This is a genomic window from Streptomyces drozdowiczii, from assembly GCF_026167665.1.
Classification (GTDB): Bacteria; Actinomycetota; Actinomycetes; order Streptomycetales; family Streptomycetaceae; genus Streptomyces; species Streptomyces drozdowiczii_A.
Genome location: NZ_CP098740.1, coordinates 1,232,430 through 1,254,059 on the forward strand (window position 1 = coordinate 1,232,430; position 21,630 = coordinate 1,254,059).

General features: G+C 73.5%; 18 protein-coding genes and 1 pseudogene. 8 read left to right on the forward strand and 11 right to left on the reverse strand.

The window, feature by feature from the left end; all coding sequences use genetic code 11:
* The first annotated feature begins 116 nt into the window (after nucleotides 1-116).
* On the forward strand, nucleotides 117-2,285 hold the full coding sequence (glgX, locus tag NEH16_RS05555; RefSeq protein ID WP_265539723.1) for a glycogen debranching protein GlgX: 2,169 nt from the start codon (nucleotides 117-119) through the stop codon (nucleotides 2,283-2,285).
* A 91-nt stretch (nucleotides 2,286-2,376) separates the two neighbouring features.
* Nucleotides 2,377-4,743: a malto-oligosyltrehalose synthase gene (gene treY / locus NEH16_RS05560; protein ID WP_265539725.1), complete on the forward strand. Its 2,367-nt coding sequence runs from the start codon at nucleotides 2,377-2,379 to the stop codon at nucleotides 4,741-4,743.
* Nucleotides 4,744-4,746: 3 nt separating this feature from the next.
* Here the strand turns inward: treY and NEH16_RS05565 are convergent, their stop codons facing one another.
* Nucleotides 4,747-5,742: a cytochrome P450 gene (locus NEH16_RS05565; protein ID WP_265539727.1), complete on the reverse strand. Its 996-nt coding sequence runs from the start codon at nucleotides 5,740-5,742 to the stop codon at nucleotides 4,747-4,749.
* Between the two features lie 170 nt (nucleotides 5,743-5,912).
* The gene (locus NEH16_RS05570; RefSeq protein ID WP_265539729.1) at nucleotides 5,913-6,479 is read right to left on the reverse strand and encodes a DUF1707 and FHA domain-containing protein; all 567 of its coding nucleotides are present in this window, start codon (nucleotides 6,477-6,479) and stop codon (nucleotides 5,913-5,915) included.
* 165 nt (nucleotides 6,480-6,644) lie between these two features.
* On the opposite strand from NEH16_RS05570, the gene NEH16_RS05575 reads away from it, so the two are divergent.
* Together NEH16_RS05575 and treZ are read left to right on the forward strand one after the other, a co-directional pair.
* Nucleotides 6,645-7,601, forward strand: coding sequence for a GNAT family N-acetyltransferase (locus NEH16_RS05575; protein WP_265539731.1), 957 nt, complete (start codon nucleotides 6,645-6,647; stop codon nucleotides 7,599-7,601).
* A 66-nt stretch (nucleotides 7,602-7,667) separates the two neighbouring features.
* Nucleotides 7,668-9,428, forward strand: coding sequence for a malto-oligosyltrehalose trehalohydrolase (treZ, locus tag NEH16_RS05580; protein ID WP_265539734.1), 1,761 nt, complete (start codon nucleotides 7,668-7,670; stop codon nucleotides 9,426-9,428).
* Between the two features lie 6 nt (nucleotides 9,429-9,434).
* Here the strand turns inward: treZ and NEH16_RS05585 are convergent, their stop codons facing one another.
* Nucleotides 9,435-10,562, reverse strand: a complete 1,128-nt coding sequence (locus NEH16_RS05585; RefSeq protein WP_265539736.1) for an aminopeptidase P family protein — start codon at nucleotides 10,560-10,562, stop codon at nucleotides 9,435-9,437.
* Nucleotides 10,563-10,630: 68 nt separating this feature from the next.
* A complete protein-coding gene (locus tag NEH16_RS05590; RefSeq protein WP_265539738.1) occupies nucleotides 10,631-11,242 on the reverse strand; it encodes a nucleoside/nucleotide kinase family protein in 612 nt (203 codons plus the stop codon).
* Between the two features lie 60 nt (nucleotides 11,243-11,302).
* Between NEH16_RS05590 and NEH16_RS05595 the strand changes: the two genes are divergently transcribed.
* Nucleotides 11,303-11,689: a VOC family protein gene (locus NEH16_RS05595; RefSeq protein ID WP_265539740.1), complete on the forward strand. Its 387-nt coding sequence runs from the start codon at nucleotides 11,303-11,305 to the stop codon at nucleotides 11,687-11,689.
* A 19-nt stretch (nucleotides 11,690-11,708) separates the two neighbouring features.
* Here the strand turns inward: NEH16_RS05595 and NEH16_RS05600 are convergent, their stop codons facing one another.
* The 4 genes from NEH16_RS05600 to NEH16_RS05615 form a co-directional block, all read right to left on the reverse strand.
* Nucleotides 11,709-12,608, reverse strand: coding sequence for a LysR family transcriptional regulator (locus NEH16_RS05600; protein WP_265539742.1), 900 nt, complete (start codon nucleotides 12,606-12,608; stop codon nucleotides 11,709-11,711).
* Between the two features lie 64 nt (nucleotides 12,609-12,672).
* The gene (locus tag NEH16_RS05605) at nucleotides 12,673-13,866 is read right to left on the reverse strand and encodes a glycine C-acetyltransferase (protein WP_265539744.1); all 1,194 of its coding nucleotides are present in this window, start codon (nucleotides 13,864-13,866) and stop codon (nucleotides 12,673-12,675) included.
* 26 nt (nucleotides 13,867-13,892) lie between these two features.
* Nucleotides 13,893-14,921: an L-threonine 3-dehydrogenase gene (gene tdh / locus NEH16_RS05610; RefSeq protein ID WP_265539746.1), complete on the reverse strand. Its 1,029-nt coding sequence runs from the start codon at nucleotides 14,919-14,921 to the stop codon at nucleotides 13,893-13,895.
* A gap of 235 nt (nucleotides 14,922-15,156) precedes the next feature.
* Nucleotides 15,157-15,603, reverse strand: coding sequence for a MarR family winged helix-turn-helix transcriptional regulator (locus tag NEH16_RS05615; RefSeq protein WP_265539748.1), 447 nt, complete (start codon nucleotides 15,601-15,603; stop codon nucleotides 15,157-15,159).
* Between the two features lie 244 nt (nucleotides 15,604-15,847).
* Here NEH16_RS05615 and NEH16_RS05620 point away from each other — a divergent pair, with 244 nt between their 5' ends.
* On the forward strand, nucleotides 15,848-16,468 hold the full coding sequence (locus tag NEH16_RS05620) for an L-threonylcarbamoyladenylate synthase (protein ID WP_073966108.1): 621 nt from the start codon (nucleotides 15,848-15,850) through the stop codon (nucleotides 16,466-16,468).
* Between the two features lie 61 nt (nucleotides 16,469-16,529).
* Nucleotides 16,530-16,790, forward strand: coding sequence for a hypothetical protein (locus NEH16_RS05625; RefSeq protein WP_073966109.1), 261 nt, complete (start codon nucleotides 16,530-16,532; stop codon nucleotides 16,788-16,790).
* A gap of 135 nt (nucleotides 16,791-16,925) precedes the next feature.
* Here NEH16_RS05625 and NEH16_RS05630 read toward each other — a convergent pair whose 3' ends face one another.
* On the reverse strand, nucleotides 16,926-17,393 hold the full coding sequence (locus NEH16_RS05630; RefSeq protein ID WP_265539753.1) for a hypothetical protein: 468 nt from the start codon (nucleotides 17,391-17,393) through the stop codon (nucleotides 16,926-16,928).
* Between the two features lie 312 nt (nucleotides 17,394-17,705).
* Here NEH16_RS05630 and NEH16_RS05635 point away from each other — a divergent pair.
* Nucleotides 17,706-20,152 (forward strand): annotated as a pseudogene (locus NEH16_RS05635) (GTPase-associated protein 1-related protein).
* A gap of 32 nt (nucleotides 20,153-20,184) precedes the next feature.
* Here the strand turns inward: NEH16_RS05635 and NEH16_RS05640 are convergent.
* Nucleotides 20,185-20,835, reverse strand: coding sequence for a LysE family translocator (locus NEH16_RS05640; protein WP_265539755.1), 651 nt, complete (start codon nucleotides 20,833-20,835; stop codon nucleotides 20,185-20,187).
* Between the two features lie 77 nt (nucleotides 20,836-20,912).
* Nucleotides 20,913-21,485: a TetR/AcrR family transcriptional regulator gene (locus NEH16_RS05645; RefSeq protein WP_265539757.1), complete on the reverse strand. Its 573-nt coding sequence runs from the start codon at nucleotides 21,483-21,485 to the stop codon at nucleotides 20,913-20,915.
* Nucleotides 21,486-21,630: the final 145 nt, after the last annotated feature.

Below are 21,630 nucleotides of genomic sequence, written 5' to 3' on the forward strand. Positions count from 1 at the left end.
TTGACCGACCGGCCGACGTCCTAGGTAAGGGAGGCTCTTTCGGGGAAGATCTGGCCCGGGGAGAGGCGGCCCGCATTCCCCAGGGCGACCGCGGCAGGACGGGAAGAGTCGAATCCATGCAGGTGTGGCCGGGACAGGCGTACCCGCTCGGTGCCACGTACGACGGCGCCGGGACCAATTTCGCGGTCTTCTCGGAGGCCGCCCACCGAATCGAGTTGTGCCTGCTGCACGACGACGGTTCCGAGACGGCGGTGGAGCTGAGAGAGACCGACGCGTTCGTCCGGCACGCGTATCTGCCCGGGGTGATGCCCGGTCAGCGCTACGGCTTCCGCGTGCACGGACCGTACGAACCGGAGCACGGCATCCGGTGCAACTCCGCCAAGCTGCTCCTCGACCCGTACGCCCGCGCGGTGTCCGGGCAGATCAAGTGGGGCGAGGCGGTCTACGGCTACCCGTTCGGGAAGCCGGACGCGCGCAACGACCTCGACTCCGCCCCGCACACCATGAGCTCGGTCGTGGTGAACCCGTACTTCGACTGGGGCGACGACCGGCGCCCCCGTACGGACTACCACCGCACGGTGATCTACGAGGCCCATGTGAAGGGCCTGACGATGCTCCATCCGGGGCTGCCGAAGGAGCTGCGCGGCACGTACGCCGGGCTGGCGCATCCGGAGATCATCGCCCATCTGACGGAGCTGGGCGTCACGGCGATCGAGCTGATGCCGGTGCACCAGTTCGTGCAGGACCACCGCCTCGCGGACGCGGGGCTCGCCAACTACTGGGGCTACAACACGATCGGCTTCTTCGCTCCGCACAACGCGTACGCCTCCTGGGGCGACCGGGGCGAGCAGGTCCTGGAGTTCAAGCAGGCCGTGCGCGCCCTGCACCAGGCGGGCATCGAGGTCATCCTCGACGTGGTCTACAACCACACCGCCGAGGGCAACCACCTGGGGCCCACGCTGTCCTTCCGGGGGCTGGACAACGCCTCGTACTACCGGCTGACCGACGATCAGCGGTACTACATGGACACCACGGGCACCGGGAACTCGCTGCTCATGCGGTCGCCGCACGTACTCCAGATGATCATGGACTCGCTGCGGTACTGGGTGACCGAGATGCATGTGGACGGCTTCCGCTTCGACCTGGCGGCCACGCTGGCCCGGCAGTTCCACGAGGTGGACCGGCTGTCGTCCTTCTTCGACCTGGTGCAGCAGGACCCGGTGGTCAGCCAGGTCAAGCTGATCGCCGAGCCGTGGGACGTGGGCGAGGGCGGCTACCAGGTGGGGAACTTCCCGCCGCTGTGGACCGAGTGGAACGGCAAGTACCGGGACACGGTCCGCGACCTGTGGCGGGGCGAGCCCCGGACGCTGGCCGAGTTCGCCGGGCGGCTGACCGGGTCCTCGGACCTGTACCAGGACGACGGGCGGCGCCCGCTGGCCTCGATCAACTTCACCACCTGCCACGACGGCTTCACCCTGCACGACCTGGTCTCGTACAACGACAAGCACAACGAGGCCAACGGCGAGGGCAACCGGGACGGCGAGAGCCACAACCGGTCGTGGAACTGCGGCGCCGAGGGCGAGACGGACCGGTCCGAGGTGCTGGAGCTGCGCGAGCGTCAGATGCGCAACTTCATCGCCACGCTGATGCTGTCGCAGGGCGTGCCGATGCTCAGCCACGGCGACGAGTTCGGGCGCACCCAGCAGGGCAACAACAACGCCTACTGCCAGGACAACGAGCTGGCGTGGGTGCACTGGCCCGAGCCCGCCGCCGCGGTGGGCGAGGACGGCGGGGACGAGGACGACGGGCCGGACGGCGGGGCCCAGGACATGAGCCTCCTGGAGTTCACCCGGGCGATGGTGTGGCTGCGCCGCGACCACCCGGTCTTCCGCCGCCGCAGGTTCTTCCACGGCCGCCCGGTGGAGGGCACGCACGACGAGCTGTCCGACATCGCCTGGTTCACGCCCGAGGGCCAGGAGATGACCCAGCGGGACTGGCAGGCCGCCCACGCCAAGGCCCTGACGGTGTTCCTGAACGGGAGCGCCATCTCGGAGCCGGGGCCGCGCGGGGAGCGGATCTCCGACGACTCGTTCCTGCTGATGTTCAACGCGAGCGCCGAGACCCTGGAATTCGCGGTGCCCGTCGACCACGGCCGGCAGTGGCACGCCGTGGTGGACACCGCGCGCCCGGCCGGGGTGCTGCCCGGGGCCGGGCCGAAGGTGGCGGCGGGCGATCGGGTGACGCTGGTGGGCCGCAGCATGGTGGTGCTGCAACGCCCGGCCTGACCGGTCGCACAGGGCCGCCTTTGTCACCCCGTCGTGGCGTTGTGCCCGGCGGGGTGACAGAGGCGGCCCCGATGTGGGTACGAAGCTTTCCATGACGCCTACCGCCACGTACCGGCTCCAGCTCCAGCCGGAGTTCCCGTTCCGCGCCGCCGAGGACGCCGTGCCGTACCTCGCCTCGCTCGGCGTCTCCCATCTGCATCTCTCCCCGGTCCTGGAAGCCGTGCCGGGCTCCCGGCACGGCTACGACGTCACCGACCACGGCCGGGTACGGGAGGAGCTGGGCGGTGAGGAGGGCCTGCGGCGGCTCGCGCGCACCGCGCGGGAGCACGGGCTCGGCCTGGTCCTGGACATCGTGCCCAACCACATGGCGGCCGACCCCGTCCACAACCACGCCCTGCGCGAGGTGCTGCGCGAGGGCCCGGACTCCCCGTACGCCCGCTGGTTCGACATCGACTGGGCGGCCGGTGACGGGCGGGTGCTGCTGCCCGTGCTGGGCGGCCGGATCGGCGACGAGCTGGCGCGGATGCGGGTCGACGGCGAGGTGCTGCGCTACGGCGAGCAGGAGTTCCCGCTCCGTGAGGGCACCGCAGGGCTCCCGCTGCCGGAGCTGCTGGACGCCCAGCACTACCGGCTCGGCTGGTGGCGGCTGGCCCGCACCGAGCTGAACTACCGGCGGTTCTTCACCATCTCGGAGCTGATCGGGGTGCGGGTGGAGGACCCGGAGGTCTTCGCCGCCACCCACGGCAAGATCCTCGAACTGGTCCGGGACGGGGTGGTGGACGGCCTGCGCATCGACCACCCGGACGGCCTCGCCGACCCGGCCGGTTATCTGGAACGGCTCTCCGAGGAGAGCGGCGGGGTGTGGACGGTGGTGGAGAAGATCCTCACCGGCGCCGAACCGCTGCCGGGCGGCTGGGCCGTCGCCGGGACCACGGGCTACGACGCGCTGTACCGGATCGACGGCCTCTTCACCGACCCCCAGGGCGCCGCCGAGCTGCTCGGCCACTACCGCGAGGCGGCGTCCCCGGCCGACGACCGGGGCGGTCACTGGGCGGCGACCGTGCGCCGGGCCGCGTACCGGGTCGTCACCCATGAACTGGCGGCGGAGACCGAGGTGCTGACCCGCCTCGCCTCCCGGATCTGCGCCGGGGACCCCGCGCTGCGCGACCACGCCCCCTGGGCGCTGCGCACCGCCGTCCGCGAGCTGCTGGTTCGCGTCCCGGTCTACCGCCCGTACGTGACGGCGGGCGGCCCCTGCACCGACGCGGCCGAGGCGACGCTCGACGCGACGGCGGTGAGCGACGCCAAGGCGGCGTTCGCGGTACGCGACGAGGCGTCGGCCGTCGACGTGGTGCGGGACCTGGCGCTCGGGCGGCTCGGTGGCGGCGGGGACCGGGAGGCGTTCTGCGCACGGTTCGCGCAGACCTCGTCCGCGCTGCGCGCGAAGGCGGTCGAGGACACCGCGTACTACCGCTATCTGCCGCTGATCTCGGCGAACGAGGTGGGCGGCGACCCGGGGCACCCGGCGGTCGAGCCGGAGGACTTCCACGCCTTCTGCACCCGCATCGCCCGCGACTGGCCCGCCACCGGGACGGCCCTGACGACGCATGACACGAAGCGCAGCGCCGAGGTGCGGGCGGGCATCGCGGTGCTGTCCCAGTGCCCGGGGCGGTGGGCAGGTCTGGTGGCGGGGCTCGGGCGGTCCGCCCAGGCCGCGCCCGATCCGCAGCTGGCCTGGCAGGCGTGGCAGACGGCGGTCGGCTGCGCGGGCATGCCGGCGGAGGAGCGGGCGGCGCGGCTGGAGCCGGCGCTGCTGAAGGCGGTGCGCGAGTCGGGGCTGTTCACGAGCTGGACGGAGCCCGATCCGGTGTACGAGCGGCTGGCGTCGGACTTCGTCGCCGCCGGGCCCGCCGCGGACACCGGTCCCGTGCGGTCCCTCGTGGAGGAATTCGCCGCCCCGCTCGCCGCCCATGTGCGGGCGCAGTCGCTGGGCGCGGCGCTGGTGCACCTGACGATGCCGGGGGTGCCGGACCTCTACCAGGGCACCGAGCGCGCCTATCTGGCGCTGGTCGACCCGGACAACCGGCGGCCGTTCGCGGAGCCGTCGCCGGACGCGCCCGCCGACGAGAAGGCGGAGCTGACGCGGGCGGCGCTGCGGCTGCGGCGGGAGCGGCCCGCGGTGTTCGGCGAGTCGGGCACGTACGCCCCGCTGCGCGCCTCGGGCCCGGCGGCCTCGAACTGCGTGGCCTTCTGCCGGTCCGGCGAGGTCGTGACGGCGGTGACCCGGCTGTCTCTGCGGCTCGCCGAGTCGGGCGGCTGGCGCGGGACGCGGTTGGCCCTGCCGGACGACGGCGTGTGGCGGGACCTCCTCGCGCCGGGCCGCGAGTTCACGGGCGGCACGGCGGAGATGGCGGAACTGTTCGCGGACCGGCCGGTGGCGTTGCTGGTACGGGGGTGAGGCTCAGCCCGGTCGGACCAGGAGGGAGCGCGGTCCTCGCGTGAGCAGCCCCGTGGCGGCCGGGCGGAAGCCCTCCGCCCAGCGGAGCCGGGGCATCGCGTCGAGCAGGGCGCGCAGCCCGTGTTCGGCCTCCAGGCGGCTGAGCGCCACGGCCGGGCAGCCCGCCGGGCCGGTCAGCGTGCGGTCCTGGTCCGGGCGGAACGGGTCGAAGGCGTCCGGGGCCGCGAACCGCCCCGGGTCGCGCGCGGCGGCCCCGACGAGGCAGGCGACGGGCGCCCGCGCGGGAAGGGTGCCGCCGCTGAGGGCGACCTCGGAGACCGTGCGGCGCAGGACGACCTGGACCGGCGGGTCCCGCCGCAGCGACTCCGTCCAGGCCCGGCCGGTGAGCGCGGGCTCGATGCGCAGGGCGGCCAGCAGATCGGGGTCGTCCAGCAGGTTGGCGAGGAGCGAGGCCAGCACGGTCCGGCGCAGCGCGGTGTCGCGGGCGCAGGGCCCGTCACCGGCCGGCGCGGCGGGCAGCCAGCGGCAGAACTCCTCGACCAGGTCGGCCCGGGAGGAGCGGGCGATGCGCCGGGCGAGCACATAGGCGGTGCGCTCCACGCGGTCGGCGAGCCGGTCCGGGACCGTGCCGGTCACCACGGTGTAGCGGTCGGCGGGCAGACAGCGCGGGCTGCCGTGGCACAGGCCGAGCGGCGCGGGCCCGCCCCGGGGCGCCCCGTCCTGCGGGAAGCCGGTGAACCGGGGGTCGGTGAGGGCGGTGGTCACATCGTCGTACCGGCTGACCAGCCAGGCGCCGAGAGGCGCGTCGTAGCTGAGCGGGTACTGCTCGCGCAGCATCCGGTAGAAGCGGTACGGGTCCCGGGCCGCGCCGCGCGCGAGGAGGCTGGGCCCGGTGCAGGGCCTGCCGGTCCTGCGGGACCTGGCGGATCGGGTGGCGCGGGCCCGTGGCTCGGGCGAGGTGGTCGGGGCCGGTATGTCTCGGGGCGCGTCTGCCTGCATGGCGGTTCCCCCGGGCGAGTCGGTACGCCGGTGAACGGCGCGGTCCCCCTCAGGGCATCACCTGAACGGTCGCGTCGCAGTCGGCGCGCGGCCGTTCAGGTGACACGGGGCCGAGGAACGGGTCGCCGTCCGCGAGCGGTTCCATGGCGCAGCGCACCCGGAAGCCGGACCTACGCGGGCGGCCGGAGGGCCGGCGCGGAGAGGCGGAACATCATGCGGCCGAAGCTCACCTGGTCCCCCTCGCGCACCGGGACCGTGCCGGTGACGCGCTGCCCGTTGACGCAGGTGCCGTTGGTCGAGCCGAGGTCCCGCAGCAGCCAGCGGTCGCCGTGGGCGGTCAGCTCCGCGTGCATCCGGGAGACGGTCTCGTGGCTGAGCCGCAGGCCGTTGCCCGGGTCTCGGCCGATGAGCAGGGGGTGCGGGCTTGGGGCGGGGAGCAGCAGCTTGGGCAGCCGCTCCGCCCGCCAGGCCCGGCGCACCCGCTCGGGAAAGCCGGAGACCCCGCCGACGACGCGCAGCAGCTGCCGCGACCAACGGCCTTCGCGTTCCAGGTCCTTGGTGAGGGCTTCCAGCTCCTCGGGGCGGCTGGTCGTCAGCGCCACCTCCATGCGCTGCATGAAGGTGTCCTGGGAGAGCCTGCCCTGGGCGGCGCCCTCCCTGAGCACACCGAGAACACGGTCGCGCTGCGCGTCGGACAGGCGCGCGGTGGGCGTGTGGTACTCGAACGGGGACGTCACGGCTCGATTGTCGGTCCGACGGCACCGGGGTGTCCAGAAGAACCCCGGTTTCCGGCCCCTCTGACCTGCACCGGATAACCAGGGGCGACCCGTGGGGAACGTTGCTAGGGTCGGCCGCTGCCGTCCGGAGAACGCCGTGACGCGCCCCTTCGTCCTTGGAGTTCAGTGCCCGACGCACCGCTCGATCTGACCATCCGTCCGCTGACCGGCCCCGAGGAGCTGGAACTCTTCCTCGAACTGCCCTACGTCCTCGACCACGAGCTGGCCGACGACCTCGACACCGGTCGCCGCCGCCCGGAATGGATGTGGGTGGCGCTGCGCGGCGACCGCGTGGTCGCGCGGATCGCCTGGTGGAGCAGGGACGGCGCGGCGCCGCTGCTGCTCGACTTCTTCGACCTGGACGACACCCTGCCGCCCGCCGAGCGCGAGGAGGCCGGGCTGCGCCTGGTCGAAACGGCGACGGCCGCCGTGGTCCCGGCCGGGGCGCCGCGCCCCGAGTACGGGCGGTTCGTGCCGCCCGACTGGCGTGCGGACCCGGCGGTCCGCGAGGCCGTCGAGGCCCGGATCCGGGTCATGGAGCGCACCGGCGCCCGGATGCTCGTGGAGCGGCTGCGCCTGGAGTGGCGCGCGGGGACTCCGGTGCCGGCCGCGAGCGGGCGGCTGCGGTTCCGGGCGGTGGAGGGGCGCGAGGACCTGCTCGCGCTGATGATGCCCGTGATGGAGGGGACCCTCGACGCGCACGGGCAGGCGGACCTGGCGTCCGGCCTGACGCCGCGTCTGGCCGCCGAGAAGCATTACGACGAGGAGCTGGCCGGGTACGCCACGCCCCGTGAGTGGTGGCGTATCGCGGAACTCCCGGACGGCGAGCCGGTCGGCTTCGTGATCCCGGCCCGCAACAGCTACAACCCGATCATCGCGTACATCGGTGTGCTGCCCGCCCACCGCGGTCACGGCTACATCGACGACATCCTCGCGGAGGGGACGCGGATACTGGCCGCGCAGGACGGGGTCGAGCGCATCCGGGCGGCGACGGATCTGGGCAACGTGCCGATGGCGAAGGCGTTCGCCCGGCTGGGCTACGTCAATTTCGAGCGCGCCTTCGACATGGTGTGGGACGCCTGACGGGCGCCGCGTCCTCGTAGCACGATGGTCCCGGGGCGCACGGCCCCGGGACCGAGGGAGTGCTGCATGTTGTTCGAGGTATGGGCACCCGACGCGGGGTCGGCCGCGCTGCGGCTGGCGGGCGAACTGCGGCCCATGGAGCCCGATCCGGAGCGGCCCGGCTGGTGGACCGCCGAGGCGGAGGCCGGGGACGGCGACCGGTACGGCTTCGCCCTGGACGGCGGTCCGGTGCGTCCCGACCCCCGCTCGCGCCGCCAGCCGGACGGCCCCGACGGCGAGTCGGCGGTGGTCGACCACGACGCGTACGCCTGGCGCTCGGAGTGGGCGGGGCGCGAGCTGCCCGGGGCGGTCCTGTACGAGCTGCACATCGGCACGTTCACGGACGAGGGCACGTTCGACGCGGCGGCGGCCCGGCTCGGCCATCTCGCGGAGCTGGGGGTCACCCATGTGTCGCTGATGCCGGTCTGCCCGTTCCCGGGGGTGCACGGCTGGGGGTACGAGGGGGTGTCGCTGTGGGCCGTCCACGAGCCGTACGGCGGGCCCGAGGGACTCAAGCGCTTTGTCGACACGGCGCACGGGCTCGGGCTCGCCGTCGTCCTGGACGTCGTCCACAACCACCTGGGCCCGTCCGGGAACTACCTGCCCGCGTTCGGCCCGTACTTCACCGAGACGCACCACACCCCGTGGGGCGCGGCGGTCAACCTGGACGCGCCGGGCTCGGACGAGGTGCGGGCGTATCTGCTGGGCAGCGCGCTCGCCTGGCTGCGGGACTACCGGCTCGACGGGCTGCGGCTCGACGCGGTGCACGCCCTGGCCGACACCCGGGCGCTGACGTATCTGGAGGAGCTGTCCGCGGCGGCCGACGCGCTCTCCGCCGAGCTGGGGCGCCCGCTGCCGCTGATCGCGGAGTCCGATCTGTGCGACCCGCGCACCACGACCCCGCGCGGGGAGGGCGGGCTCGGGCTGCACGCGCAGTGGAACGACGACTTCCACCACTGCCTGCACACCGCGCTCACCGGCGAATCGCAGGGCTATTACGCGGACTTCGCGGCCGCCCCGCTGGCCGGGCTCGCCAAGACGATGACGAGCGCCTTCTTCCACAACGGCACGTACTCCAGCTTCCGGGGCCGTACGCACGGCCGCCCCGTCGACGTCGCCCGCAGCGCCGCCCACCGCTTCGTCGGCTACGCCCAGACCCACGACCAGATCGGCAACCGGGCCCTCGGCGACCGGCTCGCCGCCTCCCTCTCCCCCGGGCTGCTGGCCTGCGCGGCGGCCCTCGTGCTGACCGGCCCCTTCACGCCGATGCTGTTCATGGGCGAGGAGTGGGGCGCCCGCACCCCGTGGCAGTTCTTCACCGACCACACGGACCCGGAGCTGGCGGAGGCCGTACGCACGGGCAGGCGGCGGGAGTTCGGGGCGCACGGCTGGGCGGAGGAGGACATCCCGGACCCGCAGGACCCGGCCACCCGGGCGCGCTCCTGCCTGGACTGGGACGAGCTGCACCGCGAGCCGCACGCCCGGCTGTACGCCTGGTACCGCGAGCTGATCGCCCTGCGCCGCACCCTGCCGGACCTGCGCGACCCGGACCTGGCGAGCGTCAAGGCCGCGTACGACGACGGGGCGCGGTGGCTCGCGGTGCGCCGGGGCGACCTGCGGATCGCGGTCAACCTCGACGCGAAGCCGGCCGCGATCCCGCTGGGCAACGGGCGGCACCGGGGCGGTCCGGGGCGGGTGCTTGCCGCGTGGCTGCCGGTGGACCCGCCGGGCCCGGACGGGATGCTGCACCTGCCGCCGGAGTCCTGCGTGGTGCTGGCCGACGACTGACCGGCGTCACTCCACGATCGCGAGTTCGCGGGCGGTGGCGTTGAGCCGGCGCCCGCCGTCCTCGGTGACGGTCACGATGTCCTCGATGCGGACGCCGAACCGGCCCGGCAGATAGATGCCGGGCTCCACCGAGAAGCACATGCCGGGCACCAGCGGCTGCTCCTCGCCCTCGATCATGTACGGCGGTTCGTGGGTGGTGACGCCGATGCCGTGGCCGGTGCGGTGGATGAAGCGTTCCCCGTAGCCGAACTCGGTGATGACGGCGCGGGCGGCCCGGTCGATCTCCTGGCAGGCGACACCGGGGCGCACCGCCGCGCAGCCCGCCTGCTGCGCCTCGCGCACGATGTCGTGGACCCGCTGCTCCTCGGCGGTGGGCTCGCCGACGTGGACGGTACGGGAGGTGTCGGAGCCGTAGCCGTGCTTGAGGCCGCCGAAGTCGAGGACGACCATGTCGCCGTGCTCGATGGTGCGTTCCCCCGCCTCGTGGTGCGGGTTGGCTCCGTTGGGGCCGGAGCCGACGACGGTGAAGTCCACCTGGGAGTGGCCGTGCTCGGTGAGCAGCCGGGCGAGGTCGGCGGCGACCTCGGTCTCCTTCCGGCCGGCGAAGCGGACCTTCAGGATCTCCTCGTAGGTGGCGTCGGCGGCGGCCCCGGCGGCGGCGATCCGTTCCAGCTCGTGGGCGTCCTTCACCGCGCGCAGCATCGGGAGCGCCTGGGTGAGCGAGGCGTAGGAGCTGTCGGGCAGCCGCTGCTGGAGGCCGAGCAGGTGCATCGCCCAGGCGTTGTCGCTGATCCCGAAGCGGCCCCGCCCGTCCAGCAGCGGGGCGGTGACCTCGTACGGGTCCTTGCCGTCCGTCCAGTCCCGCAGGGTCATGGCCGGGGCGCCGACGGCCTTCTCCGCGTCCGGTGCCTCCAGGGTCGGTACGACGAGGACGGGGTCCCGGTCCGCCGCGAGGACGAGGAGGGTGAGGCGTTCGGTGTCGGCGGGCGGCGCGTAGCCCGTCAGGTAGACCATGTCGGGCCCCGGCGCGACCAGCACCCCGGCGAGCCCGGCGGCTGCCGCGGTGTCGGCGGCCCGCGCCATCCGGGCCCGATAGTCGTCGGCGGTGAACGGCGCGGGCTGGTTCGTGGACATGCGGGTCCTCCTGACGGCGCGGAACGGCCCTCTCATCCTGCCCGCCCGCCGGTGCGCGCGCGAACGGGTCACCGGACGACGAGGTCGGCCCGGTCGCGGCCGGCCGCGACGAGCCGGGCGTTGGCCTCGTCGGACCGCGCCACCCAGCGCTCGGCGTCGGCCCGCGCCTTCCCGTACCGCACATGCCGCGCGACGAGCCGGGGCACGCGGACCGCGTCGTCGGGGTCCAAGTACCACGTCTCGTCCAGCAGCCCGCGCACCGGGGCCCAGGGCCCGTCCCCGTACAGCAGGTAGTTGCCCTCGGTGATGACGAGCGGGACTTCCGGGGGTACGGGGATCGCCCCGGCGACCGGTTCCTCCAGGGACCTGTCGAAGGCGGGGGCGTAGACGACGGTCCCGGGCTCGGGGGCGCGCAGCCGGCGCAGGAGGGCGGCGTATCCGGCGGCGTCGAAGGTGTCGGGCGCGCCCTTGCGGTCCGCCCGCCCGAGCCGTTCGAGTTCGGCCTGCGCGAGGTGGAAGCCGTCCATGGGGACGAGGGCGGCGAGCGGGCCGAGCGCTTCGGCGATCCGCCCGGCCAGGGTCGACTTGCCGGCTCCGGGCGGCCCGGCGATGCCGAGGACGCGCCGACCGCCGGTGCGGGCGAGGCGGTGCGCGCGGGCGGTGAGGTCGGGGAGGTCCATGCGGATAGTGTCGCGCCCGGGGCCGGCGCCCTGCCGCCCTGCCGCACCGCGAGGAGTTCCATGCCGCACATCGCCCTGGTCACGCTGGTCGTCCGCGACTACGACGAGGCCCTCTCCTTCTACACCGGCGCCCTCGGCTTCGAGCTGGTCGAGGACACCGACCGGGGCGACGGCTCGCGCTGGGTGGTGGTGCGGCCGCGCGGTACCGGGGGTACGGGGTTGCTGCTGGCCCGCGCCAAGGACGAGGCGCAGGCGGCGAGCGTCGGCGCCCAGACCGGCGGCCGGGTCGGCTTCTTCCTGCACACGGAGGACTTCGACGCCGACCACGCCCGGATGACGGCGGCCGGGGTGCGCTTCCTGGAGGAGCCGCGCCACGAGCCCTACGGCTCGGTCGCGGTCTTCGAGGACCTGTACGGCAACCGCTGGGACCTGCTCCAGCCGGCGTGACGGGGGCGGGGTCCGCCCCTCAGCCCGCCGCGCCCGCCAGCGCTTCCAGGACCGGTGCGATCAGCGGGTGGGCCTCCGCGCCCCGGCGGACCGCCGCGAACACCCGGCGGGTGGGGGCGGTCCCGCGCACCGGGCGGACCACCACGCCGGTCAGCGGCATGCCCTGGAGGGCGGTGCGCGGCACCAGGGCCACTCCGGCCCCCGCGCCGGCCAGGGCGACGACCGCGTGGAAGTCGTCCGAGGAGTGTTCGAGGTTCGGGGCGAATCCGGCGTACTCGCAGGCCAGGACCACCACGTCGTGGCAGGGGTTGCCGGGGTAGGGCCCGATCCAGGCGTCCTTGGCCAGCTCGGCGACGGCCACCTGCTCCTGGCCGGCCAGCCGGTGCCCCACCGGGAGCACCGCGTCGAACGGTTCCGAGTAGAGGGGGACGCGGGTGAGGCGGCGGTCGTCCTCGCCTGGGGCGCCCCGGTACTCGACGGCGACGGCGACATCGACCTGGCGGTCCAGGACCATCGGGACGCTCGCGTCGCCCTCCGCGTCCTGGACGCGGACCTTGATGCCGGGGGCGGTCCGGCTCAGCGCGGCGATGGCGGGGGCGAGCACCAGGCCGATGCCGGTGGCGAACGCGGCGACCGTGACCGTACCGGCCTCGCCCGAGCCGTACGCGGCCAGCTCGGCCTCCGCCCGTTCCAGCTGGGCCAGGACCGCGTTGGTGTGGGTGAGCAGGATCTCGCCGGCCGGGGTGAGCCTGGCCCCGCGCGAGCCGCGTTCCACGAGCCGGTGGCCGGTCTCCTGCTCCAGGGCGGCGAGCTGCTGGGAGACGGCGGACGGGGTCAGGTACAGGGCGGCGGCCGCGGCGGTCACCGTGCCGTGGTCCGCCACGGCGCGCAGCACGCGCAGCCGCCGGGCATCGATCATGTGACCTATTGTCCCAGGTCGCGGGGGCGCCCTGACCGCCCCCGCGACCGTCCTGGGACCGTCCTCAGCCCTCCAGCTCGGCGCGCGCGGCGACGAACGCGTCGACCGCGCGGTTCACGTCCGCCGTGGAGTGCGCGGCGGAGAGCTGGACGCGGATGCGGGCCGCGCCCTGGGGGACGACCGGGTACGAGAACCCGATCACGTACACACCGCGCTCCAGGAGCAGCTCCGCCATCCGGCCTGCCTTCGCCGCGTCCCCGATCATGACGGGGGCGATGGCGTGGTCGCCGGGCAGGATGTCGAAGCCCTCCTCGGTCATCCGGGTACGGAAGAGCGCGGTGTTGGCGTTCAGCCGCTCGCGCAGCTCGCCGGCGGACTCCAGCAGGTCGATGACCTTGAGGGAGGCGGCGGCGATGACCGGGGCGAGCGAGTTCGAGAAGAGGTACGGGCGCGAGCGCTGGCGCAGCAGGGCGACGATCTCGGCGCGGGCCGCGACGTAACCGCCGGAGGCACCGCCGAGCGCCTTGCCGAGGGTGCCGGTGATGATGTCGACGCGGTCCATCACGTCGTGCAGCTCGGGCGTACCGCGTCCGCCCGCGCCGACGAAGCCGACGGCGTGCGAGTCGTCCACCATGACCATGGCGTCGTAGCGCTCGGCCAGGTCGCAGATCTCGCGCAGCGGTGCGACGTAACCGTCCATGGAGAAGACGCCGTCGGTGACGATCAGCCGGCGCCGGGCCCCGGACGCCTCCTTGAGCTGGGTCTCCAGGTCGGCCATGTCGCGGTTGGCGTAGCGGAAGCGCTTGGCCTTGGACAGGCGGATGCCGTCGATGATCGAGGCGTGGTTGAGGGCGTCGGAGATGACCGCGTCCTCGGCGCCGAGGATCGTCTCGAACACGCCGCCGTTGGCGTCGAAGCAGGAGGAGTAGAGGATCGTGTCCTCCTGGCCCAGGAAGGAGGAGAGCCGCTGCTCCAGCTCCTTGTGGACCTCCTGGGTGCCGCAGATGAAGCGGACCGAGGCCATGCCGTAGCCCCAGCGGTCCAGCGCCTCGTGCGCGGCGGCGATCACGTCGGGGTGGTCGGCGAGGCCCAGGTAGTTGTTGGCGCAGAAGTTCAGCACCTCGCCGGGGCGGCCCCCGGCGGTGACGGCCACGGTCGCGGACTGCGGGGTGCCGATGACGCGCTCGGGCTTGTGCAGCCCGGCCGCCTCGATCTCTTCGAGGGTGGTGCGCAGGTCGTCGCGTACGGAGTCGAACATGCCGGTTCCTTAAAGAGGTGAGGAGGTCAGACGGTCCAGTCGAGGATGACCTTGCCGCCGCGCCCGCTCGCCGCGTCGTCGAAGGCCGCCTCGAAGTCGCGGTAGCCGTACCGGCCGGTGATCACGGGGGCGAGGTCGAGGCCGCCCTCCAGCAGGACGGACATGGCGTACCAGGTCTCGTACATCTCGCGGCCGTAGATGCCCTTGATCGTGATCATCGAGGTGACGATCCGGGCCCAGTCCACGGCGAACTCCTCGGAGGGGAGTCCGAGCATGGCGATCCGGCCGCCGTGCGTCATGTTCGCGATCATGTCGCGCATCGCCTCGGGGCGGCCGGACATCTCCAGGCCGATGTCGAAGCCCTCGCGCAGGCCCAGCTCCTTCTGGCCGTCCGCGATGGTCGAGTCGGCGACGTTGAGCGCCAGGCTGACGCCGACCTTGCGGGCCAGTTCGAGGCGGGCCTCGCTGACGTCGGTGATGACGACGTTGCGGGCGCCGGCGTGCTTGGCGACGGCGGCGGCCATGATGCCGATCGGGCCCGCACCGGTGATCAGGACGTCCTCGCTGACCAGCGGGAAGGACAGCGCGGTGTGCACGGCGTTGCCGAACGGGTCGAAGATCGCGGCGACGTCGAGGTCGACGGGGACCCGGTGCACCCACACGTTGGAGGCGGGCAGCGCGACGTACTCGGCGAAGGCGCCGTCGCGGCCGACGCCGAGGCCCAGCGTGGAGCGGCAGAGGTGGCGGCGGCCGGCCAGGCAGTTGCGGCACTTGCCGCAGACGAGGTGGCCTTCGCCGCTGACCAGGTCGCCGACGGCGATGTCCACCACGTCGGAGCCGATCGCGGCGACCTCGCCGACGAACTCGTGGCCGAGGACGAGCGGGGTGGTGATGGCCTGCTGCGCCCAGCCGTCGTAGTTGCGGATGTGCAGGTCGGTCCCGCAGATGCCGGTGCGCAGGACCTTGATCAGTACGTCGCCGGGGCCGGTCTCGGGCTCGGGGACGTCCATCAGCCAGAGCCCGGGCTCGGCCTTCTGCTTCACGAGTGCCTTCACGGCTGCGGCTCCCTGTACGGCGTTGAGCTCCCCGGGCCGGGGGCATGCCTGAGGAAGCCTGCGGCCCGGGGAAGGATGAGAGGGACGGCATGGCAGCGCGCTCGCTCCGGCTGCCGCGCACCATCCTCCGCCGTCACGGAGAAATCTGCCGTACCCCGCGCCCCAGGTCCATCGAGGTTTTCTTAAGCGGGACCGCAGCTCCGCTTCACACCGTGTGCGGCTTCCGCCGTACGGCTCAGTCGCGCGGCCAGGGCCGTCCGTCCAGGCGTTCGATGTCGCGGTTGAGGCGGGCCAGGTCGTCCGCGAAGCGGGCGGCCTCCTCCGGGGTCCACTCGGCGAGGACCCGTTGCAGCCCCTCGCGGTTCTCGGCCCGGTCCTTGTCGAGGCGGCGTTCGCCCTCGTCCGTGATGACGAACTTGCGCGCGATCCCGCCGTCCGGGTCGGCGATACGGTCCACCACTCCGGCCCGCAGCATCGCGGCGGTCTGCCGGTTCAGCGTCGAGGTGTCGAGGCCGAACGCGTCGTGCAGCTGGCCGATCGACATCGGGCCCTGGACCCGGATGCGGCTGAGGAGGATGTACGCGCTCCGGTCGAGCCGCCCGCCGCCGCGCGAGGTGAGCAGGCTCATGTGCCGGCCGAGCAGCATCGTCTCGAACTCGATCCGGTCCACAGGCATGTCCACGCACGGCTCCCTACGACTGCGGTGCGCCTCCCCCACCGGGCCGGCGACCTCTCTGTACACATATACCACGGAATGTGTGCACGATGCACGTATCATGCATGATGCACAACGAGCATCGCGCGGCCGGAAGCGGCCGGAAGGTTTGAGCGGCGGCCGCCACTCGAAACGGTTGTCCTGCCCGCCCCGGCGCCGGACAATCCGCTTCCCCGGGAACCGTTCGCGCACCCGGCCGTAGACTCGCCGGATGGCGAAGTATTTCGACGTACACCCCGAAAATCCCCAGCAGCGCACCATCACCAACGTGGCCGAAAGCATCCGCTCCGGGTCGCTCGTCGCGTATCCGACGGACTCCTGCTACGCACTCGGGTGCCAGCTCGGCAGCCGGGACGGCCTGTCCCGCATCCGGGCGATCCGCAACCTCGACGACCGCCACCACTTCACGCTGATGTGCCAGAACTTCGCCCAGCTCGGGCAGTTCGTGCACATCGACAACGACGTGTTCCGTACGGTCAAGGCGTCGACGCCCGGCCAGTACACCTTCATCCTGCCGGCCACCAAGGAGGTGCCGCGCCAGCTGCTGCACCCCAAGAAGAAGACCGTGGGCGTCCGCATCCCCGACCACCCGGTCGTGCAGGCGCTCCTGGGCGAGCTGGGCGAACCGCTGCTCTCCAGCACGCTGTTGCTGCCCGACGAGGCCGAACCCCTCACCCAGGGCTGGGAGATCAAGGAGCGCCTGGACCACGAGGTGGACATCGTCATCGACTCCGGCGACTGCGGTACGGAGCCGACGACGGTCATCGACTTCTCGGGCGGCGAGCTGGAGATCGTACGCCGGGGAGCCGGCGACATCTCGCGCTTCGAGTAGCCCGGCCGACCGCCTGCGTACGCCGCGGTTTCGGAAGGCGGCGCAGGGGCAACCGGCGTTCATGGACGCCAATGAGGGAAGTGCGGAAGTGGTTCCTACGCAGGGAGACGAGCACCATGTCCTCCTCAGCGCCGACACCAACGGAGACGGCAGGCCCGACGTGTGGATGACGGACACCACCGGTGACGGCAAAGCCGACCTCTACCAGTTCGACACCACCGGTGACGGAGTGGTCGATGTGACCGTGGTCGAGGGGGCAGAAGCTCCCGGCACCGACCGGCTCGTGGTCGAGGGCGACGGCGGTCACCCGCAATCCGTCTGAGCCGAAGTCACCCTCGGGCGGTGACCGGACAGGGGTAGCCGCCCGGTACTCGGCCTCGGATGAATTCCGGGTTACCGGGGCCGGGCGGCCCGCTGCCGTATTCAACGACGGTCTCCGGCGGTCCCCGACGGCCTCTCAGTCGTAGAAGAAGAGCTCCAGGTCCTCGACGGATCCGGGCCCGTTGAAGAACGCCTCGGCTTTGGACACCTCGTACTCCGGAGGCAGTTCGCCCGCCAAGAGCCGGCCCATCCAGATCTCTCCCTGCTCGGCTACCACGTAGATACCGGACAGCAATGCGGCCATTCCGGCACGGGGCGGCGGATTCCGCCCGACGACCGGTTGGAGCACCCAGCCGCCCGCCCGGGCCGCGAGCCGCAGCACTCCGGCCCAGTTCGCGATCCTCCCCAGGCGTACGTGCCACGAGTCCTCCGTGAACGGGGCCGCCCGCCCACCATGAAGTGGGTTGGTGGCGGCGCCGATGTCCAGGATCACCTGCCGCTCCACGGCGTCACGGACCCACCGCCCCTGCTGTGCCTCTTCGACGGCCGCATCCCACCATGCCCACCCGGCGTCCAGTCGGTCCGCGAACGTGTCCATGTCCATGGGCAGATGCTTTCAGTCACGCTGCCGCGGAGGGCCGGAGGGGGCGGGAACGGGCCGACCTCTCTTTTCGGCGCCGGTTTCGCGCAGGGTCCCGCAGATCGCGGGCGGACCGCGCGACCCGGCGGCGGTCCCGCGCCCCCGGGCTTCCGGCCCGCAGGGGCACAAGGGCGTGTCGCTCCTTGATAGCGTCGCCCCAGCGACTGCGGAGCACTCCCCGCCGGGGTCGCCGCTCTCTGCCGGGACGGCGCTGCCACCGCGAGGGCGGGTGCGGGTGGCAGGGGATCTTCAGGCAGGGACGAAGAGAGCCGACGCATGAGCCTCGCGCAGTTGCACTACACCTCCGCGGACGGGGACGGGACCAGCGAGGACGGGCCGACCGCCGCCCGTTTCACCTCGGTCGACCCCTCCATACCCGCGTCCGTGCTGACCGAGGCGGGACCGCTGCTGGCGTACGAGGCGCCGCGCGGCACACCGGACCGGCTCACGGACACCGCCCTGCGCGCCCTGCCCGAGGCGTACAGCTTCAGCGTGCTCTCCGACGGCAGCGGGCTGCTGGCCCGGACCGTCGCGGTGCGCTCCCCCCGGACCTCCGCCGTCCGCTTCCACGCCCACGCGGTCCACCTGCCCCCCGGCACCCGGCTCCCCGAGGGCACCCTCCCGCTCACCGCCTGCCGGTCCGCCCGCTGGGCCGCCGCGACGCCGGACCGCCCGCTGCCCGGCCCGCTCGCCGCGCTGCCCGCCCCGGCCGGACACGAGGCCCGGGAGCGCGAGGCGCTCAACGACTTCGCCGTCTCGCGCGGCCCCTGGCTCGCCGGTGTGCTGTCCGACCTGCGCCGCCTGCACGGCCCGGACGGGCCCGAGCGGGTCGTGCTGGCCGAGCGGCAGAGCGCGGACGTCGCCCGGTGGATCGCGCTCGCCGGGCTCGCCCTGCCGGACGGGCTCGCCGAGCAGCTGACCTTCACCACGTACACCCGCCGCCCCGCGAGGCCGCGCAGCGGGTGGTCGGGGTGCTGCCCGAGGACGCCGAGGAGCTGACGGACTCCGGGCTGCGCGTGCACCTGTGCACCGGTCCGCGCCCGGAGGGGCCCGTCGGCGACATCTGGGCCGAGACGGCGGCCCGGGTCTGGCGCGGCCGGGCGCCGGAGCTGTTCCGGGAGGCCGCCGATCTGCCCGGGGAGCCGTTCGCGGCGGGCCCGCTGGCGGTGACGGCCCTGTGCGCCGGCATACCGCTCGGCACCGAGGAGCGCGCGGCGGCCGCGGACTGGGCCGCCGAGCGGCCGTACGCCCTGGACGGGGCCCGGACGCGCCGGCTGGTCGAGGCGCTGACCGCGCCCGGTACCGACGACCGCTCGGGGCCCGAATTCGACGCCGCCGGGCGGCTGTTCGCGGCGCTCGACGGCCGCTCCCCCGCGACGACCACCGCCCCGCTCGCCGCGATGCTGGTGACCGAGGCGGTGCGCGGCGGCAACGGCTCGCTGGAGCTGCCCGGCCGCACCGCGTTCAGCGGCCCGGAGGGCGCGGCCGTCGCCGGGGTGCTGGGGCCCGAGATCGTGACCGAGCTGGGCGGTGCGGGCGTCGGCCTGGACGTGGCCCGTACGGTGCAGCTGCTGCGGGTGGCCCGGCTGCTCGGGGTGGACTGCGCCGAGCTGCTGCCCTCCGTGGTGGACCGGCTCGCGCCCGCGCTGCTGACGGGCGGTGAGGAGGGCGCCCCGGGCTGGGCGCCCGCGCTGCTCGAGCTGATGGACGAACAGTTCGATGTGCGCACGGCGCTGCTGGGCGCGCTCGACCGGATCGCGCCGGACCACCCGGCCGACGTGGCGCGGCTGCTGAGCCGGGTGCCGCTGCCGTTCACCGGCACGCAGGCGCTGCCGCATCTGCGGATGTGCGCCGGGGCGCCGGAGGCCAGGACGGACTGCGGCGACGACCGGGTCGCGACGCTCCAGCGCATCCTGCGGGCGGGCGGAGTCTCCCCGTTTGCGGAGCCGCTGGTGCTGCGGACGGCGGTGGGCCTGGTCTGGGACGAGGAGGCGCCGACGGCCGCCGAGGCCCGGCAGCTCCTTGAGGCGGCGACCTCGGACGCGCACCGGGCGGCCGGCACCTGGTCGCTCCTGGTGGCCGCCGCGCTCGCGGCCGGTGCCGACGACGGGGCGGCCCCGGAGCTGGCCCACGACCTGCTGCGCGGCTTCCCGCAGGAGACCGGGGGCCGGGTGCGCGCGGCGCTCCAGCTACTGGAATTCGCCGACGAGGTGCGTTCGGGCGCGGCGGAGCCGGACTGGGCCGAACGGGTGCGGGCGCTGCGCGCGGAGGCGGAGCCGGTGGAGCCGGGCGTGCTCGGGCAGGCGTGCGACGCGGTGGCCGGGCGGCTGCTGGCGCCGGAGCGGCCCGACGAGGAGCTGTACGCCCTCGTGCGGAGCGGGGACGCGGACCTGATCGCCGCCTACGCCCGGACCGCGCGCGGTGACGGCGTCCGGGCCCGGCTGGCCGCCGACCCGGCCTACGCGGCCGACTGCTTCACCGTGTGGACGGCCCACCCGCACGCCGGCGCGACGTGGACCGAGGCCGCCGCCGGGCTCCTCGACGAGGTGCTGCGTCCGGTGGTGCGGGGGCTGCCCGCGGACCGGGTGGCGGCGGTCGCGGACGCGGTCGCCCGCTCGGGCAGCAGCGGCCGGGCGGACGCCTTCCGCGACTGGAACCGCCGCGAGCGCGGCACCCTGGGCCGCCTGGGCCGCCGCCTCGCGGGGCGGGTGCGGCGGGCCTAGCCTGATCCAAACGAAAGGCCCTGGGCGCGGGATCAGCCGCGCAGAGCCAGAGCGGTCCCGAGGCCGATCAGGCTCACGCCCGACACTCCGGCAAGGCCCTGCTCGACGCCAGGACGGCGCAGCAGGGCCCTGATGCGGGCGAGGAGCGTGAGCACCAGCGCGAACCAGAGCAGGCACAGGACCCAGAAGACGCCCGCGAGCGTGCTCTGGTTCGCGGTCGTGCTCATTCCCGGCAGGACGAACTGGGGAAAGAGTGACAGGTAGAAGGCCGCCACCTTGGGATTCAAAAGGTTGCTGATCAGTCCCTGCCGCACACAGACGCGCATGGTGCGTCCCGTCACCGCCCGGGCGGGCCGGGCGTCGTGGCCGGCCGTTCTCCTCTCGGCACTGCTGCGCCGCATGCGGACGAATCCGATCAGGGCTTTGAGCCCGAGGTGGATGAGGTAGAAGGCGCCGGCCAGGCGCACAGCCGCATAGCCGATTTCCGAGGCGGTCAACAAAGCCGTGAGCCCCGCCACGGCGGCCGCGGCCAGAACGGCGTGGCCGAGCATGATCCCCGCAGCTGTCGCGACTCCGGCGCGCTGACCGGATCTGGCGGTATTGCCCAGGAGCAGAGCCAGGTCGGGGCCGGGTACCACGATGATGAGCAGGGAGGCCGCGATGAAGCCCAGCAGCTCTGTCATGGGGTTCTTCCTTGTCCTTCGGTGGTGCTGGGCAGCCGATCAGGCGGATCCGGTACGGGTGCGGCCTGTTGCCTTGGTCAGGGACAGCCCATAACCCGCATGAACCGGTCGGCCAGAGTCCCGGTGTCGATGTCGCTCGCGTCATGGCCGGACAGGATGCGGAAGAAGGGCGGCCCGATCAGGAGCGCGGTCGCCTGCTGGGTGGAGAGGGTCGTGCCACTGGCCGTGCGTACGGCGTCCACGACCCCTGCCGCACTGTCTTCGAGGACGTCGCGGGAGGCCAGCAGGAGGGCGACGTCCGGATCGTGCTGCGCCTCTCCCAGAAGGGCCCGGTAAGCCGCCCCGGCGTGGGAACGGGTCAAGAAGGTGACCAGAGCGTCGAGGTAGGCCCTCACATCCTCGCGGGCATCTCCGCTCAGGGGCGCCGCGAGCTCGTGCTGGGCGTCGAGCACGCTCGCCTCGTACAGCACCTCCGCCTTGTTCGACCACCAGCGGTAGACGGTCTGGCGGCCCACGCCCGCCCGCTCAGCGATGCCCTTCATCGTCAGTGCCGCGTATCCGACCTCGACCAGGAGGTCGTCGACGGCGTGCAGCACGGCGGTCCGTGCGCTCTCGCTGCGTGGCCGTCCCCGGCCGTTGCTCTCCACCATGGCCCCACTATAAACGAGACACCGTGTCCCACATGTGTTAGCTTTACGGTGCACGGTGCCTCGAAATAATGTTTCTCGAACCCTCCGACCTGCGCTTTGCGCCGTGCTCCGTTCACCGAATCCGAGAAGGAATGAGAGCCATGGC

What these genes read in the sequence shown, in the direction of transcription:
- glgX (WP_265539723.1), top strand. Translation starts at nt 117, where the DNA reads ATGCAGGTGTGGCCGGGACAGGCGTACCCGCTCGGTGCCACGTACGAC.
- treY (WP_265539725.1), top strand. Translation starts at nt 2,377, where the DNA reads ATGACGCCTACCGCCACGTACCGGCTCCAGCTCCAGCCGGAGTTCCCG.
- NEH16_RS05565 (WP_265539727.1), bottom strand. Translation starts at nt 5,742, where the DNA reads ATGCAGGCAGACGCGCCCCGAGACATACCGGCCCCGACCACCTCGCCC.
- treZ (WP_265539734.1), top strand. Translation starts at nt 7,668, where the DNA reads ATGTTGTTCGAGGTATGGGCACCCGACGCGGGGTCGGCCGCGCTGCGG.
- NEH16_RS05585 (WP_265539736.1), bottom strand. Translation starts at nt 10,562, where the DNA reads ATGTCCACGAACCAGCCCGCGCCGTTCACCGCCGACGACTATCGGGCC.
- NEH16_RS05590 (WP_265539738.1), bottom strand. Translation starts at nt 11,242, where the DNA reads ATGGACCTCCCCGACCTCACCGCCCGCGCGCACCGCCTCGCCCGCACC.
- NEH16_RS05595 (WP_265539740.1), top strand. Translation starts at nt 11,303, where the DNA reads ATGCCGCACATCGCCCTGGTCACGCTGGTCGTCCGCGACTACGACGAG.
- NEH16_RS05600 (WP_265539742.1), bottom strand. Translation starts at nt 12,608, where the DNA reads ATGATCGATGCCCGGCGGCTGCGCGTGCTGCGCGCCGTGGCGGACCAC.
- NEH16_RS05605 (WP_265539744.1), bottom strand. Translation starts at nt 13,866, where the DNA reads ATGTTCGACTCCGTACGCGACGACCTGCGCACCACCCTCGAAGAGATC.
- NEH16_RS05620 (WP_073966108.1), top strand. Translation starts at nt 15,848, where the DNA reads ATGGCGAAGTATTTCGACGTACACCCCGAAAATCCCCAGCAGCGCACC.
- NEH16_RS05625 (WP_073966109.1), top strand. Translation starts at nt 16,530, where the DNA reads ATGGACGCCAATGAGGGAAGTGCGGAAGTGGTTCCTACGCAGGGAGAC.
- NEH16_RS05630 (WP_265539753.1), bottom strand. Translation starts at nt 17,393, where the DNA reads ATGGACATGGACACGTTCGCGGACCGACTGGACGCCGGGTGGGCATGG.
- NEH16_RS05640 (WP_265539755.1), bottom strand. Translation starts at nt 20,835, where the DNA reads ATGACAGAGCTGCTGGGCTTCATCGCGGCCTCCCTGCTCATCATCGTG.
- NEH16_RS05645 (WP_265539757.1), bottom strand. Translation starts at nt 21,485, where the DNA reads ATGGTGGAGAGCAACGGCCGGGGACGGCCACGCAGCGAGAGCGCACGG.